Source organism: Stenotrophomonas sp. STEN030, from assembly GCF_056759995.1.
Genome location: NZ_JBRREB010000004.1, coordinates 38,625 through 54,248, shown reverse-complemented (window position 1 = coordinate 54,248; position 15,624 = coordinate 38,625). Strand labels below are relative to the sequence as shown.

Below are 15,624 nucleotides of genomic sequence, written 5' to 3'. Positions count from 1 at the left end.
CTTTGCTTCCGCCTACCGCATTGCAGCATCCAAGCCCCTGTTCCGAACGGGTAAATACGCGGGCTATACTCGGCCCGTTCCGTATCCCACGGCGGAACCCCAGACCCGCTCACCGGATAAGGAAACCATGCGCTCGCAGCCGCTCGCCGCTTGTTTCGCTCTGGCTTTTGCCCTGACCTTCGGGGCCGCCCAAGCTGATCCGCAGTCTGCTACACCCGCCGTCGCCCCCGCCGCTGCTGCCCCTGCCGCCACACCGGCGCCAGCCAGCACTGGCAATGCCGCTACCGGCCGGACCCTGGCCTATACCTGCCAGGGCTGCCACGGCATCACCGGCTACAAGAACGCCTACCCCAGCTACCGTGTGCCGAAGATCGGTGGGCAGTCGCCGCAATACCTGACCCAGGCGCTGACCGAGTACCGCGAAGGCAAGCGCAAGCATCCAACGATGCAGGCGCAATCGATGAGTTTCAGCCCGCAGGACATTGCTGATCTCTCCGCCTACCTGTCCACCCTCAAATAAGCGCCGACCATGACGAAAGCCACGCACGCACTGCGTTTGTCCATCGCCCTGTTCGCCGCCATGGGTCTGGCTGCCTGTACGCAGTCGGAGGTCGAGTCCAGCGGAAAGTCCGCGGCCGACCCGGGCCATGCCAGCGGAGAACACGGCTCCAGTTCCTCAGCAGGCTTGCCCGCTGGCCGCATCGCCGCCGGTGAGCATCTGGCTGCCGTAAAGGGCAAGGCCACCGGGCAGAGCTGCATCGACTGCCACGGCGCCGACGGCAACAACCCGATCGACCCGACCTATCCCAAGCTCGGCGGCCAATACGGCGACTACCTCGCCCACGCGCTGCAGGCCTACCGGGCAAGCACCCGCGACCACATGCTGATGACCCCGCAGGCGCAGAAGCTCAGCGACCAGGACATTGCTGATCTGGCCGCCTACTTCGGTTCGCGCCCCAGCCAGTTGCGCGACCTGCACGGCGTGGACTGACAACAGCCGTTGCAACACCGCACTTGAAACAACAAAGCCGCCCAAAGGCGGCTTTGTTGTTTATTGGTCAACTCCCGATGCGTTTGAGACTGCTTGTGGGAGCGGCGTAAGCCGCGAAGCTGACATTGTTGGGGCTCTGGGCATCCGTGCCATCTGATGATGTACCTGCTTCGCGGCGTACGCCGCTCCCACCAACCAACCAACGACCGCGGCCCCCCGCGGGCCGCGCGCCGTGAGCCGGGATCCACCTTTACACGGCTGCCGTGGGGTTCCTGCAGCTCTTTCTTGAACGGGATATCCGGTGGCGGCCTTGCTTCTGCCGGCTGCTCCTGCATGTTCGGGTTGGTCAAGCCGCAGCCGCCGCCGAATTGCAGCATCGACACCACACAGGAAATCTTGCTCTTTGAGCCGGGGATCGGGATCTCCACGCTCTTGATGCCCTTGCGCACCCACTCGGCCAGCAAGGACTCGTTTGGAGCCCAGTATTTGTCGAACGAGGTTGGCGTGTAGTCATACGGCGGGCGCTTGAGCCAGGTGCCTGACTCGGCAATGCGCTCACGGCTCCAGGTGTCGGCGTCACCGCCCGGCGCGCCACGCTTGGCCGCGTCCTGCGCCTGCCCTTCGTTGCCGCCCAGCTTTACGCTGCCATCGGCATTGAACAGCCCTGTGCCCTTGTCAGCCTGACCACCAGCGTTGCCGGCAACCTGACGCTGTGATGCACCCCAGTCATCGCCACGACTCGGTGTTGCCCAACCACCGCTGCGATCCTGTGGCTTGGGGCCCGCACCAGCACTTGTTCCGGGCCGCGGACTGGCATTGGCTGCGGTCGGCTGCCCACCAGCGCGCGACGGACTGGTGGATGCGGTTGATGCCTGCGTCGTAGCAGCTGCGGACGTCGCCGCCTGCGCGGCGGGCTTGTCCGGTACACCGGGCACCGCACGCTCACGCACCGCCATCGTCGGCGTCTTTACTTGTACCTGGGCAGCGCGCGATGGCAGCGCCGCCATCGCCACCGATTCCTGCGTTGCGGTTTCAACCTGACGTTCGCGCACGCCAATCTCAGGCGTGCGAATCTGCACCTGCGTTTCGCGCGTTCGTGGCTGAGCTACCGCTACTGGTTGCTGCGTGGCCACTTCGATCTGGCGTTCGCGCACCTGCACCTGGGTCGAACGCAGCTGCACAGCAACATCCGCAGGCTGGCGTAGCGCCAGGGTTGGCTGCGGACGATCAACCGCGGTTTCGATCGTGCGTTCGCGCACCTGGGCTTGACTGCTGCGCAACGCAGGCGCAGTGACCGTGGCTGGGGGTACCACGAACTCGCTGGTCGGCCGGTTTGTCTCCGTCACCTGCAGCGGCTGCTCGCTGGCGGTTGGTGGCTGCGGCACTGGCTTGGATGCATCAATCTGCATCGACTCAGGCTCGAATGTTGGCTCAACAGACGCCGCATCGGCCTGCGCAGCGCTTGCAGCCGGGGCCTCAACCGATTCCCGTGTCGATGGCGTCGATGGCTCGGCCGCAGCAGCGCCGGACTGCGCTGCAACTGCCGCCTGCGCACCCGTCGCCTCGGCCGCCTGCGGGGCACCGCCGCCCTCTTCGTCCGGCGTACCGCGCCCGACATACTCCACCTGCACGCGCTCGCCTTCTTCGGCGCTCTGCTCCGGCACGTTGCTGCGCACCAGCGCCACCCACAGCAACAGCAACGCAAACAGCACATGCAGGCCGGCACTGAAGAACCCGGCAAACCAACGCAGGCCACGCTGATCGCGTGGCGGCGGCTCACCACCATTCCAGAACAGCAACACGATGTGTTGCCACAACGGCAACGGTGTAGCTGCTGCCTCGCGTGGGCGCGGCGGTCGAGCAGCCATGGCTTCAGCAGCATCGGCATCGACAAAGGCGGACAGCCCCTTGGATACACGCGTGCGCAGCCAATTGCTCCAGCTATACGGCATGCCGGTGCGGCGATCGTGCAGGATGCTGGTCTGCCGGCGCGAGGCCAGCAGATTGATCAGCTCGGTAACCGATGTCACCGGCATGCGTGGTAGCGGCTCAGCCCGCGCCGTCGCGCGGAATATACGGGGCCTGACCGGTTTCGTGGTCGGTGGCGTCACGCACGGCGGTAATGCCCGGCACCCGGCCCATCAAGGTCTTCTCGATCCCCTGCTTCAAGGTCACATCCGCCATGCCGCAACCGTGGCAGCCACCGCCGAAGCGCAGCAATACCACGCCGTCGGCCGACACTTCCTGTACTGCGACGCGGCCGCCATGCGAGGCTAGCTGCGGGTTGATTTCGTTTTCAATCACCCAGCGCACACGCTCGACGATGGACGCTGCATCACCCGGGGCTTCGCCCTTGATCTTGGGCGCCTTGATGGTCAGCTGCTGGGTACCGGCAGCCTGGGTGACGATGTCGATCTCGGCGCCGTCCAACCACGCCACACTGGTGGCAGCGATATACAAGGTGAAGCCATCGCAGTCCACGGCCCACTCATCACCGAGCAGGTCAGCCGGCTCGGCAAATTCGAGGCGCGCATCGGCGGTGGGGGTTCCGGGGTCCATCGCGCTCAGGCGCACGCCCATACCGGGCACGGCCTCGCGTTCGATCAACTTGCGGAAATGCGTTTGGGCGGTATCTGATATCTGGATCATGCGGGTATTCTAGCCGTGTCTTGGTTGCCACCGATGGGACAGTGATTCCAACGGCGGCACAGTTCAGTCATCTGTTATGGAGGTTTGTATGGCCCCTGATCTTGTCCCGCTGGCACAAGCGCATTGCAGTCCGCGCCGGGGCAGCGAATATCGCCTCAGCCAGGCCCGCGTTGCCGAGTTGCTGCCGCAGGTTCCGGGCTGGGAGCTGGCCGAAAATGGCCAGGCCCTTACCCGTACATTCCGCTTTGACAACTACCACGGCACCATGGCGTTCGTGAACGCGCTGGCCTGGGTTGCGCATCGCGAAGACCACCACCCAGACCTGGGCGTGCACTACGACCGCGCCGTTGTGCGCTTTTCCACCCACGACGTGGGCGGGCTGAGCGAAAACGACTTCATCTGTGCCGCCAAGGCATCCGCACTAACGGAGCAATGACATGAAACTGCGTCTGCTGTTCGCTGCAATGGGTACCGTGGCTGCACTGAGCGCCTGCAACTCCTCCAATCAACCCGACGCGCCGGTGATCGCCCCGACCGAAGTGGCCGCCGTACAGACCCCGCCGCCGGATTACCCGGCCGAACTGGCCTGCACCGGGGTTGGCGGCAAGAGCGTGTTGCGCGTGGTGGTTGGCCCGCAGGGCACACCTACCGAGGTATCGCTGGTCACCAGCAGTGGCAACAGCCAGTTGGACGACTCCGCCGCGCGCCGCGTGCGCGAGTGGAAGTTCAACCCGGCCACCCGCAACGGCCAACCGGTGCCTACCACCATCCAGGTGCCGGTCAGCTTCAACCCGCCGGATCCCAAGCCGAATGAGTGCTTCGCCATTGAAGAACGCGCCAGGCGCGGCGGCTGATCGCGGCTGATGCATCCAGTTACCCCTGAAAACCTATGGATGGCCTTCGGGCTGACCCTGGCCGCCGGCCTGGCCACCACCGTCGGCAGCCTGATGGTGGTGTTCTCCAGGCGACCCAACCCGCGCCTGCTGGCTTTTGGCCTGGCCTTCGCCGGCGGCGCGATGGTCTATGTGTCGTTATCGGAGATCCTGAACAAGTCCGTGGCCTCGTTCGCCTTGGCTTATGGCGACCGTCTCGGCTTCACCTACGGCACGCTCTGGTTCCTGGGCGGCGTGCTGCTGGTGGTGTTGATCGACCATTTCGTGCCCAACCCGCACGAAACCCTGGACAAGCAGGACCCGGCCTTCAAGGAAAAGACCCGCAGCAACATCCGCCGGGTCGGCTTGCTCAGCGCAGTGGCTATCACCGCCCACAACTTCCCGGAAGGCCTGGCGACCTTCTTCGCCACCCTCGAAAGCCCGTCGGTCGGCCTGCCGCTGGCCTTCGCCATCGCCATCCACAACATCCCGGAAGGCATCGCCATCGCGGTACCGGTGTACTTCGCCACCGGGCGCAAGTCCTATGCGGTTTTCGCCAGCCTGCTATCGGGGCTGGCCGAGCCGGTTGGCGCCGCCATCGGCTACTTCGCCCTGGCCGGCTCGCTGTCCCACGCTACCTTCGGTGCGGTGTTCGGGCTGATCTCGGGAATCATGGTGTTCCTGGCCCTGGATGAACTGCTACCGGCAGCCAAGCGTTATGCCAAGGGCCACGAGACCGTGTACGGACTGGTGATCGGCATGGCGACGATCGCCGTGAGTCTTGTGCTGTTCAAGTGGTAGGAGGCTGGGAGCGACTGGCAACCGCCCCAAATCTGGAACTGGATCTGTTGTGGGCGCGGCGTTAGCCGCGAAGCCCACACATCATCAGATCTCCGGGTTGCCGGGGGTCCAAGCAAGGTCGGCTTCGCGGCTCACGCCGCTCCCACAAACCCTTGCCCCCCCGATCCCGGCGTCAGACCCTCAAAGCCTGTTCATCGCCTCAACCAGATCCTGCGGCAGCGGCGCATTCAATACATAAGGTGTCTTGCCGCCATCCAGCGCAAACTCCAGCGAGGCCGCGTGCAGGAACAGACGCTTAAGCCCGATCTGCTCACGAAAGCGCTTGTTGACTGCAGGATCGCCGTACTTGTCGTCACCGGCGACCGGATGACCGATGTGCTGGGCGTGTACACGGATCTGATGGGTGCGGCCGGTTTCGATCCTGACTTCGCAGTAGGACTGCCCGCCGCGACGCTCCAACACCTTGAAATGACTCAGCGACGGCTTGCCGATCGCGTTCACCTGAACATGGCGCTCGCCGCCCTGACGCAGGCCGACGTGCAGCGGGGCGTCCACACTCATCACGCCGTCGGGCATGCGCCCGGCCAGCAAGGTCAGGTAGCGCTTCTGGATGCCGCCATGGTCTTCACGCAGCAATGCCTGCAGTTCGACCAAAGCCGAACGCTTCTTGGCGAGGATCAGCAGGCCGGAGGTGTCCCGGTCCAACCGGTGCACCAGTTCCAGGCTCATGTTCGGCCGCAGCGCGCGCATGGTCTCGATCGCGCCGTGGCTGATACCGCTGCCACCGTGGCTGGCGACACCGGTCGGCTTGTTGATCACCAACAGCTTGGCGTCCTCGAAGACGATGGCTTCTTCCATACGCTGCAGGAAGCTGCTCGGTGGCGGTGCCTTGTCTCCAATCTCATTGAGATTGACCGGCGGGATACGCACCTCTTCACCGCCATCCAGCTTGCGGTCGGCCTTGGCGCGGCCGCCATTCACACGGACCTGGCCACTGCGGACCAGTTTGTAGACCAGGCTGCGTGGTGCGCCCTTCAGCTGACCCAACAAAAAGTTGTCCAGTCGCTGTCCTGCCCTGTCTTCGGGCACTTTGATCATGCGCACGCTGCTTTTGGCGGCAGGCGGTGCTTGGGGCTTGTCGGAATCAGTCATCGGCCTATTTATTCTGCTACACTCGGGGGGCGATATAAGGGTTTGATTTCGTTGGAAGTTGGTCAGGGCCAGAAGCCCCGCTCCCTACGAATCCGGCACAGTGCGCGGCCACCGCCCCCGGGGCGGCCATGTTAGCGGCTCGTCGGCGTTCCCGGCCATCGCCGGATGCCAAAAAAGCATCCGAGCTGGACGAAACCCATGTCCCGCGCGACGCCATCGGCCACGGCCGCGGGCGGCCGCCGGCCCTGAAACACCTAAAAACAAGAAAGAAGCGCTCCCGCGGCCTGCCGTGGTGTCGTAGCGCTGGAAACCCAAGCCGCCCTGCCCGCGCCTGCGCGAATGGGCGGCGAACCGTGTCCAGAGGCGAAACCCCATGGCGTTCCGCGCGGTAGCAGCGCGCGAGGAACGCACAATGAAGCGAATGCTGATCAATGCCACGCAGGCTGAAGAACTGCGCGTGGCCATCGTCGACGGGCAAAACCTGTACGACATCGACATCGAGCAACCGTCCAAGGAACAGAAGAAGTCCAACATCTACAAGGGCCGTATCACCCGTCTTGAGCCATCGCTCGAGGCTGCCTTTGTCGAGTACGGCGGCGACCGCCATGGCTTCCTGCCGCTCAAGGAAATCTCCCGCGACTATTTCCAGGCGGGCGTGGACCACAACAAGGCCTCCATCAAAGAGCTCCTGCGCGAAGGCCAGGAAATCGTCGTGCAGGTCGACAAGGAAGAGCGTGGCAACAAGGGCGCCGCCCTGACCACCTTCATCTCCCTGGCCGGCCGCTACATGGTGCTGATGCCGAACTCCCCCTCTGCCGGCGGCGTGTCCCGTCGCATCGAGGGTGAAGACCGCGCTGCCCTGAAGGAAGCGCTGGACAAGCTGAACATCCCCGACGACATGGGCGTGATCATCCGCACCGCCGGCGTTGGCCGCGATGCCGAAGAGCTGCAGTGGGATCTGGACTATCTGTTGCAGGTATGGCGTTCGATCGCCGAAGCCGCACTGACCAAGCCGGCCCCGTTCCTGATCTACCAGGAATCGCGCCTGATCGTGCGCGCCCTGCGCGACTACCTGCGTTCGGACGTCGGCGAGATCCTGGTCGACACCGAAGAGCTGTACGAGACCGCACGCGACTTCATGCAGCAGGTGATGCCGCAGACCCTGCGCAAGCTCAAGCATTACAAAGACGACATCCCGCTGTTCAACCGCTTCCAGATCGAATCGCAGATCGAGGCGATCTACGAGCGCAACGTGCGCCTGCCGTCCGGCGGCTCGATCGTGGTTGACCAGACCGAAGCGCTGACCGCGGTCGACGTCAACTCGGCCCGCTCCACCAAGGGCAGCGACATCGAAGACACCGCCTTCCAGACCAATCTGGAAGCGGCCGAAGAAGTCGCCCGCCAGCTGCGCCTGCGCGACCTGGGCGGCCTGGTGGTCATCGATTTCATCGACATGTCCTCCAGCAAGCACCAGCGCGAAGTCGAAAACCGCCTGCAGAATGCGCTGAAGTACGACCGCGCCCGCGTCCAGCTGGGCCGCATCTCGCGCTTCGGCCTGATGGAAATGAGCCGCCAGCGCCTGCGTCCGAGCCTGGGCGAATCCAGCCAGATCGTCTGCCCGCGTTGTGACGGCCAAGGCCGCATGCGCAGCATCGAGTCGCTGTCGCTGTCCATCATCCGCGTTGCCGAAGAGCATGCGATGAAGGAAAACACCGGACAGGTGCTGGTGCAGGCCCCGGTCGAGATCGCCAATTACCTGCTCAACGAGAAGCGCAGCGCCCTGCGTGAAATCGAGCAGCGCCACGACGCGCCCATCGTCATCGTTGCCGATGAGCAGCTGCACACCCCGCATTACGAAGTCACGCGCCTGCGCGACAACGAGCTGGGTGAAGAGTCGAACAAGCCCAGCTACCAGCGCGGCACCCCGCGCAAGCTGCCGGTGCATGCACTGACCAAGGCCCAGTTGAACATCCCGGCACCGGCCGTGACCCACGTCAAGCACAGCCAGCCTGCGCCGATCCGTGAAGTCGTCGAAGCCGCCCCGGCTCCGGCACCGGTTGCCGCACCTGTCGCTCCCGCCGCTGGCGGCGTGATGGGCTGGCTGAAGCGCGTGTTCGGCGGCGAACCGGCTCCGGCCGCACAACCGGCCCAGCCGCAACGCCAGGACAACGGCCGCAACAACCGCAACGAGCGCGGCAACCAGCGCCGTGACGGCCGCAACGGCCAGCAGGGTCGCGGTGGCAACGGCAATGCAAATGCGGGTGGCAACGCCAACGGCAACCGCCGTGATGAGCAGCGCCGCGAAGATCGTCGCCAGAACGCCGACAAGCCGCAGCAGCAGGCCCAGCCGCAGGCGCAGAACAACGCCCAGCAGCAACCCAAGCAGCGCAATGAGCAGCCGCGCGGCGAGCAGGCACAGCAGCCCAAGCAGCAGCGCAACAACGAGCAGCAGCAGGCCAAACAGCCCAAGCAGCCGAAGCAGCCCAAGCCGCAGCAGGACGCCGACAAGCAGGCCCAGCAGCAGAACGTGCAGGGTGAGAAGCCCGCACGCCAGCAGCAGCCACAGCAGGAAGCCGCTCGAGCAGCTGCACCGGCCGTCGCAGCACCGGTCGCCGCCGCAGCAGCGATTGTTGCCAACGAAGCCGTTGCCAACACCGATGCCGTGATGAAGGACACCAACATCGCTGCCGAGATCGCCAAGCCGGCGGTCGTCTCCGAAGAGCAGCCAGCAGTGGCCGTGGTCGTCGATGAGAACGGCAACCCGGTTGCAGGCGAAGAAGCTGCCGGTGAAGCCGGTGGTCGTCGTCGTCGCGGTCGCCGTGGTGGCCGTCGTCGTCGCCGTGGCAACGGTGAAGGTGCCGCCGGCGGTGAAAACCTAGGCGGTGACGAGGACGGTCTGGACGGTTTTGATGATGCCGATGGCGAAGTCAATGAAGCTCCGGCCAAGCCCGCCAGCAGCCAGCCCGAGTTCGAGTTCGATGACGAGCCCGCAACCCCGGCCGCCCCGGCTTCCGCGCCAGTAGCAGCCAAGCCGGCTGTTGCTGCACCGGTACAAGCAGCTGCAGCCGTTGTTGCGGTTGTTGCCGCAGCACCTGCCGCTGATGTCGAAGTGCTTGCTGTTGAAGCAGCCGTTGTCGAAGTGACCGCACCGGCAGCAGCAGCTCCCGTCGAGGTGGCAGCTGCCGCCGAACCGGCAGTGGTCAAGGCCGAGCAGGTAATCGCTACCCCGGCAGAGGCCGTCGCCGAAGCCGTCATCGCAGCCCCGGTTGCCGCCGTGGTCGAAGCGCCTGTCGCTGCTCCGGTGGTTGTCAGTGCACCGGCAGTTGCCGCTGCACCGATCGAGCAGGCCGCAGCTGTTGCACCGATCAGCGAAGTGCCGACCCCGGTCAGCACGCTGCAGCCGGAACCGGTAGTAGTTGCAACACCGGAACCCGCAGCACCGGAGAACGGGCAGCTGTTCGCCCAGACCACGGTTGTTGAGGAGAGCGCTGAAAAGCCGGTCGTCGAGAACGCAGCACCGGCACCGGTCGTCGTCGCGGCTCCGGCCGTACATGCCGAGAGCGTCGCTACGGAAGTTGACGCCGAGAAGCAGGAAGACGACCAGCCGCGTAACGGCTGATCCGTCCAGCGTGTGTGAAAGCAGAAAGCGGCCTCCGGGCCGCTTTCTGCGTTTCTGGGCGAGGGAATCGCTGCGACCGTGATGCGGATTGAGTGGCGGATTCTTTGTAGGAGCGGCGTCAGCCGCGAAGCTCGCACATCATCGGATGACATAGGCACCAAGGATCCAAGCAACGCCAGCTTCGCGGCTCATACCGCTCCCGCAGGCAAACTCCAAGCTGGTGCACCACCTGCGTCACTGAAGTGAACAGCATTGCGCTCGGCCAACAGCACCCGCGCTGCGCTCTTGCGGGAGCGGTGTCAGCCGCGAAGCACGCATATCATCAGATGGCACAGCTGCAAGGAGCTTAGGCAACTCCAGCTTCGCGGCTCACGCCGCTCCCACAGACAAACGCTGGGCTGCTGCATCACCCGCATCGCCCACGTTCGACCTGTCCAGCACATAACGCGTACAAACAAAGAGAGCGCAACGTTGCCGCTGCGCTCTCTTTGATTCAACTGCATTCGAAGGGCCCCCTTCTGCAGAACAATGCCTGCCAGAAGCCCTCTCCGCTCAGATCGCCTTGCTGGGATCGCCCACGCCATACTGCGCGGCAAGCCGGGCAAGAGCGATGTTGTCCTGCACGCCCAACTTCTGGAACAGGCGCGCCTTATGGGTATTCACGGTCTTGGCACTGAGGCTCAGGCGACGAGCGATTTCTTCCTGACGGTGCCCCTGGATCAGCAACAAGGCCACTTCAAGTTCACGCGGCGAGAGCAGGTCGAACGGCGATGCGCCGCCTTCCAGATTGGACAGCGCCAGATTCTGCGCAATGCTGGTGGCCAGATAACGCTTGCCGATGGCAACGTCATGCACAGCGCGGATCAGCTCTTTCGAATCCCCACCCTTGCCCACGTAGCCGGAAGCACCCGCCTCCAGCAAGCGCTTGGGCATCGGCCCATCTTCCAGCACGGAAACGATGATTACCTTGGTGCCGTGATCGCCCTTGACGATGCGCTCGGTGATCTCCAAGCCACTGAGCCCAGGAAGATGCAGGTCACACAGTACGACGTCCGGCTTCAGCCGCCGGATCTGCGGCAGCGCGACATCGCCGCTGTCCGCTTCACCGACGACTTCTATCCCGGTTTGCCCCGAAAGAATCATCCGAATGCCCGTGCGCACAAGTGCGTGGTCATCGATAAGAAAAACGCTGATGGTCATGAAGGATTCCTCGCGGCGAGGTGACAGTTGAAGCCTTGGGCGCGGCAAAATCCGAGCATGCGAGGCGACGGCCCTCCCCCGTCCCTCATGGCAAGGCCATGTGTATTATCAAGCAGAAGTGGCCCAACTGGGCTCTATCGGACACCCGCTCGCAGGAAATGTATCTGTAGTTTTGAGCATCAGGATGATGCTGTTTATGCGCCTGCGGCTGGCGAGCTCACTATGCCGTCGCAGCCAATACTGTATCCATCAGGTCAATTCGTCCAATGACTTAGGACTTCTCTTACCTTTTGGACATTACCAATTGCAGTGCACCTCAGGGCGCGGGCAAGGACCAGCGTCGGCGGAACATCACCATATACACGCCTGTAACCCAGATCGTTGCGGCACACCAGCCGCCGAGGATATCCGAGGGGTAATGCACCCCCAGGTAGATCCGTGACAGGCCGACCGAGACGACAAAACCACTGACAACCGCCACCACCGGCCAACGCCAGCGTGTGCGCCAGGTCAAAAACACCAGGGTCAGCGCCAGGGTCATCGAGCCCATCGCATGCCCGCTGGGGAAGCTGAACGTGCTTTCCGGTGCAATCGACTCCCACAGGCTCGGGCGTTCGCGCTGGAAGATCTGCTTGCTGCCCAGGTTCAACAGCGCCGAACCAATGAACGCCGTCGCCGCGAATGCGGCCTTGCGCCAATGGCGCTGCAATAGCAGCACGGCCACGATCAGGATATCCAAGGGAATGACGCCCCACTGGTAGCCCAGCTCGGACATCAACACGAAGAAGTCATTCAGGCCGGGTGTGGCCATCGCATGCATGCGCAGCAGCAGGGCCGCGTCGAAATGGAAGGCCTCGGCCTCGTGGATCTCGTCGGCCAAGGCCACGAAGCCGGCCAAGGGCAGCAGCACACCAATGAACAACACCAGCAGCCGCCACGCATTGTGGGCGAGCCAACGACGTAAACCGGCAGCTTCGCTCCGGGAATCAGCCGGAGCTTCGGGCATAGCGGGTCTCGACATAGTCATCAATCAAGGCGACGAACTCGTGGGCGATGTTGTCACCGCGCAGGGTGATCTTCTTCTCGCCGTCGACAAACACCGGCGCGGCCGGGGTTTCGCCAGTACCCGGCAGCGAAATGCCGATGTTGGCGTGACGCGACTCACCGGGGCCGTTGACGATGCAGCCCATCACCGCAAGCGTCATGTTCTCCGCACCCGGGTGACTGACGCGCCACACCGGCATCTTTTCGCGCACGTGGTTCTGCACCACCTTGGCCAGCTCCTGGAAGAACTCGGAGGTGGTACGGCCGCAGCCCGGGCAGGCGGTGACCATTGGCGTGAAAGCGCGCTGACCGGTGGTCTGCAACAACTCCTGGGCGACGATGACTTCCTGCGTGCGCGACTGGCCCGGCTCGGGCGTCAGCGAGATACGGATGGTGTCGCCGATACCTTCCTGCATCAACACCGCCAGCGCCGCCGACGAAGCGACGATGCCCTTGCTGCCGATGCCGGCCTCGGTCAGACCCAGATGCAGGGCAAAGTCCGAGCGCTGCGCCAGATCGCGGTACACGGCGATCAATTCCTGCACGCCGCTGACCTTGGCCGACAACACGATGCGATCGCGCGGCAGGCCGAGTTCAACTGCGGTCTCGGCCGAATCCAACGCAGAGCGGATCAAGGCCTCACGCAATACCCGCCCGGCATCCCAAGGCTGCGCACGCTGACTGTTCTCATCCATCAGTTTGGCGGCGAGGGCCTGATCCAACGAGCCCCAGTTGGCGCCAATGCGCACCGGCTTGTTGTACTTGATGGCGAACTCGATCAGCTGCGCGAACTGGGTGTCTTTCTTCTTGCCGAAGCCGACGTTACCCGGATTGATGCGGTACTTGGCCAGCGCCTCGGCGCAGGCAGGCGCGCCGGTCAGCAACTGGTGGCCGTTGTAATGGAAGTCGCCGATCAGCGGCACCTCGATGCCCATCATCGCCAGCTTCTCGACGATGCGCGGAATAGCCGCGGCCGATTCAGGATTGTTGACGGTCAGTCGCACCATCTCCGAGCCCGCGCGCCAGAGTTCGGCCACCTGCTTGACACTGGCAGCCACATCGGCGGTATCGGTATTGGTCATCGACTGCACGACCACGGGATTACCTCCGCCCACCTTTACCCCGCCGATAGCGACGGACTGGGTGATGCGGCGGGGCCACGCGGTAGCGTCGGTGGGCGGTGTTGGGCGGGTCACGGCGTCATGCATTGCCCATTTTAGCGCGCCAGCCACCCGTACGGGATGAACCTTGGATTGCGTGGTAGCCACCGCGACAGCATACGATTGCGCCATGGAAACCCGAGACACCTCTTTTCTTCGCACCCTGTGCAGCCTGCGTTGGCTGGCCACTGCAGGTCAGGCCGCCACCATTCTTGTCGCCACCTGGCTGTTGGGCCTTGAACTGCCGCAGGAGCCGCTGTGGGCCGGCGTCGCTGTGCTTGCCTTGTTCAACCTGTACGTGCAGCTGCGTGTACATGACACCGACCCGGCACCGGTCACCGCCTTCGGCCATATCCTTGTCGATGTCACAGTACTGACCTGGATGGTGGGCTGGAGCGGCGGCATCGCCAATCCGTTCGGCTCGCTGTTCCTGATCCTGATCGCGCTGGCCGCGCTGGCACTGCCGCTGCGCTGGACGCACGCCGTGGCCGCCGCCTGCGTGGGCGGGTATGCACTGAGTGCGGTATTCGGCCTGCCGCTGGAAGGCGGTTACTTCGACACCATGAGCCTGCACCTGTGGGGGGCGGCGGCCAATTTCCTGTTGTCCAGCGTAGTGGTGCTGGTGTTCTCGACCCGCTTGGCTGCGGCCTTGCGCGAGCGCGAGAACCAGTTGGCGATGTTGCGCGAACGCTTCGTCCGCAACGAAGGCATTGTCGCCTTGGCCACGCATGCCGCCTCTGTCGCCCATGAACTCAACACGCCGCTGGCGACCATGACACTGCTCACCGACGACATCGTCGAGCAAGGCGCCGCCACCCCGGAAATGCGCGACGACCTGGAGACCCTGCGCGAGCTGCTGGTGCAGTGTCGGGAGAAGGTGTTGGCATTGGCAGCACCAGCTGAAGGTGCCGGCAGCCGCGCACCGGTGTCCATCGCCAGCGTGCTCGAACAATGGCGACTGGTGCGCCCGACCATCCAGTTGCGGCGCAACCCGGATGCGCCACTACACCTGAAACTGGATCCTGGCATCGGCCATCTGCTACAGGTACTGCTGAACAATGCCGCCGATGCCGGCGAACATGCTGGGCGTGCACAGATCGACCTGGACATCCGCATCCACGAAGGCCAGCTGTATGGCGAGGTACGCGACTACGGCCCCGGCTTCAACGCCAATGATGCCGCCCTGCCCGGCACCTTGTTCAACAGCGGCAAAAGCAACGGCATGGGTGTCGGTCTGGCACTGTCGCATGCCACCATTGAGCGTCTGCACGGCGAATTGTGGATGCGCCCGGCCGAAGGCCAGGGAGCACGCGTCGGCTTTCGCCTGCCGTTGAACAACATTGAGGTAAGTCCATGAATGCTGCTGCCACCCACGGCCTGCTGGTCGATGACGACCCGCTCTACCTGCGCACCTTGCAGCGCACCCTGGCCCGCCGTGGCATCGAAGCAATCACCGCCACCGACATCTCCAGCGCCATGCAACTGGCGACGCAGACACCACCGGCATTCGCACTGATCGACCTGAAGCTGGGCAGCGAATCGGGTTTGAATCTGATCCAGCCGCTGCGCGAGCTGCGCCAGGACATGCGCATTCTGCTGGTCACCGGCTATGCCTCCATCGCCACTGCGGTTGAAGCGATCAAGCTTGGCGCCGATGACTATCTGCCGAAACCAGCGACGGTGCAGATGATCCTGCGCGCGCTTGGCGAGGAAGACGAGGCCGGCGAGGAACCCGAAGATGTTGAACCACCGGATGCGATGACGCCGATCAGCCGCCTGCAATGGGAGCACATCCAACAGGCTTTGCATGAAACCGGCGGCAATGTCTCCGCTGCAGCGCGCCTGCTCGGAATGCATCGGCGCTCATTGCAGCGCAAGCTCACCAAGCGGCCCAGCCCGGAGCGGGACCCGAACAGGTAACCCCGCTTCCTGTAGTGCCGAGCCATGCTCGGCAAGGGCCTGCACCAGAAATGCGAAGCCTCTCCAAAAAATCCTCCTCTCGCCCTTGGCAAAGGGAAGTAGCGAAGGATTGTGGGAGCGGCGTAAGCCGCGAAGCAGATCAACTGTCGGGGACCATAGATACAGGGCACTTCAGCCATGTCAGCTTCGCGGCTTACGCCGCTCCCACAACACAGA

At 64.1% G+C, this 15,624-nt stretch carries 14 protein-coding genes; 8 read left to right on the top strand and 6 right to left on the bottom strand.

Annotated features, from left to right (window positions below; translation table 11 throughout):
- Positions 1-127 precede the first annotated feature (127 nt).
- Positions 128-520 (top strand): c-type cytochrome, encoded by a 393-nt coding sequence (locus tag ACVOLR_RS02105; protein ID WP_481529402.1) that lies wholly within the window; start codon positions 128-130, stop codon positions 518-520.
- Positions 521-529: 9 nt separating this feature from the next.
- Positions 530-991, top strand: a complete 462-nt coding sequence (locus ACVOLR_RS02100; protein ID WP_481534966.1) for a c-type cytochrome — start codon at positions 530-532, stop codon at positions 989-991.
- Here ACVOLR_RS02100 and ACVOLR_RS02095 read toward each other — a convergent pair.
- Positions 940-3,027, bottom strand: coding sequence for a DNA polymerase III subunit gamma/tau domain-containing protein (locus ACVOLR_RS02095; RefSeq protein WP_481534965.1), 2,088 nt, complete (start codon positions 3,025-3,027; stop codon positions 940-942). The two genes, ACVOLR_RS02100 and ACVOLR_RS02095, sit on opposite strands and share 52 nt — an antisense overlap.
- A gap of 13 nt (positions 3,028-3,040) precedes the next feature.
- Positions 3,041-3,640 (bottom strand): NfuA family Fe-S biogenesis protein, encoded by a 600-nt coding sequence (locus tag ACVOLR_RS02090; RefSeq protein ID WP_481534964.1) that lies wholly within the window; start codon positions 3,638-3,640, stop codon positions 3,041-3,043.
- An 88-nt stretch (positions 3,641-3,728) separates the two neighbouring features.
- Here ACVOLR_RS02090 and ACVOLR_RS02085 point away from each other — a divergent pair, with 88 nt between their 5' ends.
- From ACVOLR_RS02085 to zupT, 3 genes are read left to right on the top strand one after another with little or no spacing between them, the layout of a single operon-like run.
- On the top strand, positions 3,729-4,076 hold the full coding sequence (locus ACVOLR_RS02085) for a 4a-hydroxytetrahydrobiopterin dehydratase (protein WP_481534963.1): 348 nt from the start codon (positions 3,729-3,731) through the stop codon (positions 4,074-4,076).
- Between the two features lies 1 nt (position 4,077).
- On the top strand, positions 4,078-4,494 hold the full coding sequence (locus ACVOLR_RS02080; RefSeq protein WP_481513709.1) for an energy transducer TonB: 417 nt from the start codon (positions 4,078-4,080) through the stop codon (positions 4,492-4,494).
- A 9-nt stretch (positions 4,495-4,503) separates the two neighbouring features.
- Entirely contained in the window at positions 4,504-5,313 is an 810-nt protein-coding gene (zupT, locus tag ACVOLR_RS02075; RefSeq protein WP_481534962.1) for a zinc transporter ZupT, read from the top strand.
- 180 nt (positions 5,314-5,493) lie between these two features.
- Here zupT and ACVOLR_RS02070 read toward each other — a convergent pair whose 3' ends face one another.
- On the bottom strand, positions 5,494-6,465 hold the full coding sequence (locus ACVOLR_RS02070; protein WP_481534961.1) for an RluA family pseudouridine synthase: 972 nt from the start codon (positions 6,463-6,465) through the stop codon (positions 5,494-5,496).
- A gap of 412 nt (positions 6,466-6,877) precedes the next feature.
- Between ACVOLR_RS02070 and rne the strand changes: the two genes are divergently transcribed.
- Positions 6,878-10,084 carry a ribonuclease E gene (rne, locus tag ACVOLR_RS02065; protein ID WP_481534960.1) on the top strand — a complete coding sequence of 1,069 codons (3,207 nt, stop codon included), beginning with the start codon at positions 6,878-6,880 and terminating at the stop codon, positions 10,082-10,084.
- Positions 10,085-10,636: 552 nt separating this feature from the next.
- On the opposite strand, the gene ACVOLR_RS02060 is transcribed toward rne, so the two are convergent.
- From ACVOLR_RS02060 to ispG, 3 genes are all read right to left on the bottom strand, one after another.
- The gene (locus ACVOLR_RS02060) at positions 10,637-11,284 is read right to left on the bottom strand and encodes a response regulator (RefSeq protein ID WP_481514887.1); all 648 of its coding nucleotides are present in this window, start codon (positions 11,282-11,284) and stop codon (positions 10,637-10,639) included.
- 316 nt (positions 11,285-11,600) lie between these two features.
- Positions 11,601-12,290 (bottom strand): phosphatase PAP2 family protein, encoded by a 690-nt coding sequence (locus tag ACVOLR_RS02055; protein WP_481534959.1) that lies wholly within the window; start codon positions 12,288-12,290, stop codon positions 11,601-11,603.
- Positions 12,271-13,536 carry a flavodoxin-dependent (E)-4-hydroxy-3-methylbut-2-enyl-diphosphate synthase gene (ispG, locus tag ACVOLR_RS02050; protein ID WP_481534958.1) on the bottom strand — a complete coding sequence of 422 codons (1,266 nt, stop codon included), beginning with the start codon at positions 13,534-13,536 and terminating at the stop codon, positions 12,271-12,273. Before ispG ends, ACVOLR_RS02055 begins: the two co-directional genes overlap by 20 nt.
- Positions 13,537-13,618: 82 nt before the next feature.
- On the opposite strand from ispG, the gene ACVOLR_RS02045 reads away from it, so the two are divergent.
- Together ACVOLR_RS02045 and ACVOLR_RS02040 are read left to right on the top strand one after the other, a co-directional pair.
- Entirely contained in the window at positions 13,619-14,845 is a 1,227-nt protein-coding gene (locus ACVOLR_RS02045; RefSeq protein ID WP_481534957.1) for an ATP-binding protein, read from the top strand.
- Positions 14,842-15,408, top strand: coding sequence for a response regulator transcription factor (locus ACVOLR_RS02040; RefSeq protein WP_481534956.1), 567 nt, complete (start codon positions 14,842-14,844; stop codon positions 15,406-15,408). Before ACVOLR_RS02045 ends, ACVOLR_RS02040 begins: the two co-directional genes overlap by 4 nt.
- Positions 15,409-15,624: the final 216 nt, after the last annotated feature.

Excerpts from the sequence above, each read along its gene's own strand:
- rne (WP_481534960.1), top strand. The coding sequence starts at position 6,878 with ATGAAGCGAATGCTGATCAATGCCACGCAGGCTGAAGAACTGCGCGTG.
- ACVOLR_RS02090 (WP_481534964.1), bottom strand. The coding sequence starts at position 3,640 with ATGATCCAGATATCAGATACCGCCCAAACGCATTTCCGCAAGTTGATC.
- ACVOLR_RS02055 (WP_481534959.1), bottom strand. The coding sequence starts at position 12,290 with ATGCCCGAAGCTCCGGCTGATTCCCGGAGCGAAGCTGCCGGTTTACGT.
- ACVOLR_RS02070 (WP_481534961.1), bottom strand. The coding sequence starts at position 6,465 with ATGACTGATTCCGACAAGCCCCAAGCACCGCCTGCCGCCAAAAGCAGC.
- ACVOLR_RS02085 (WP_481534963.1), top strand. The coding sequence starts at position 3,729 with ATGGCCCCTGATCTTGTCCCGCTGGCACAAGCGCATTGCAGTCCGCGC.
- ACVOLR_RS02105 (WP_481529402.1), top strand. The coding sequence starts at position 128 with ATGCGCTCGCAGCCGCTCGCCGCTTGTTTCGCTCTGGCTTTTGCCCTG.
- ACVOLR_RS02060 (WP_481514887.1), bottom strand. The coding sequence starts at position 11,284 with ATGACCATCAGCGTTTTTCTTATCGATGACCACGCACTTGTGCGCACG.
- ACVOLR_RS02095 (WP_481534965.1), bottom strand. The coding sequence starts at position 3,027 with ATGCCGGTGACATCGGTTACCGAGCTGATCAATCTGCTGGCCTCGCGC.
- zupT (WP_481534962.1), top strand. The coding sequence starts at position 4,504 with ATGCATCCAGTTACCCCTGAAAACCTATGGATGGCCTTCGGGCTGACC.
- ispG (WP_481534958.1), bottom strand. The coding sequence starts at position 13,536 with ATGCATGACGCCGTGACCCGCCCAACACCGCCCACCGACGCTACCGCG.
- ACVOLR_RS02040 (WP_481534956.1), top strand. The coding sequence starts at position 14,842 with ATGAATGCTGCTGCCACCCACGGCCTGCTGGTCGATGACGACCCGCTC.
- ACVOLR_RS02100 (WP_481534966.1), top strand. The coding sequence starts at position 530 with ATGACGAAAGCCACGCACGCACTGCGTTTGTCCATCGCCCTGTTCGCC.
- ACVOLR_RS02080 (WP_481513709.1), top strand. The coding sequence starts at position 4,078 with ATGAAACTGCGTCTGCTGTTCGCTGCAATGGGTACCGTGGCTGCACTG.
- ACVOLR_RS02045 (WP_481534957.1), top strand. The coding sequence starts at position 13,619 with ATGGAAACCCGAGACACCTCTTTTCTTCGCACCCTGTGCAGCCTGCGT.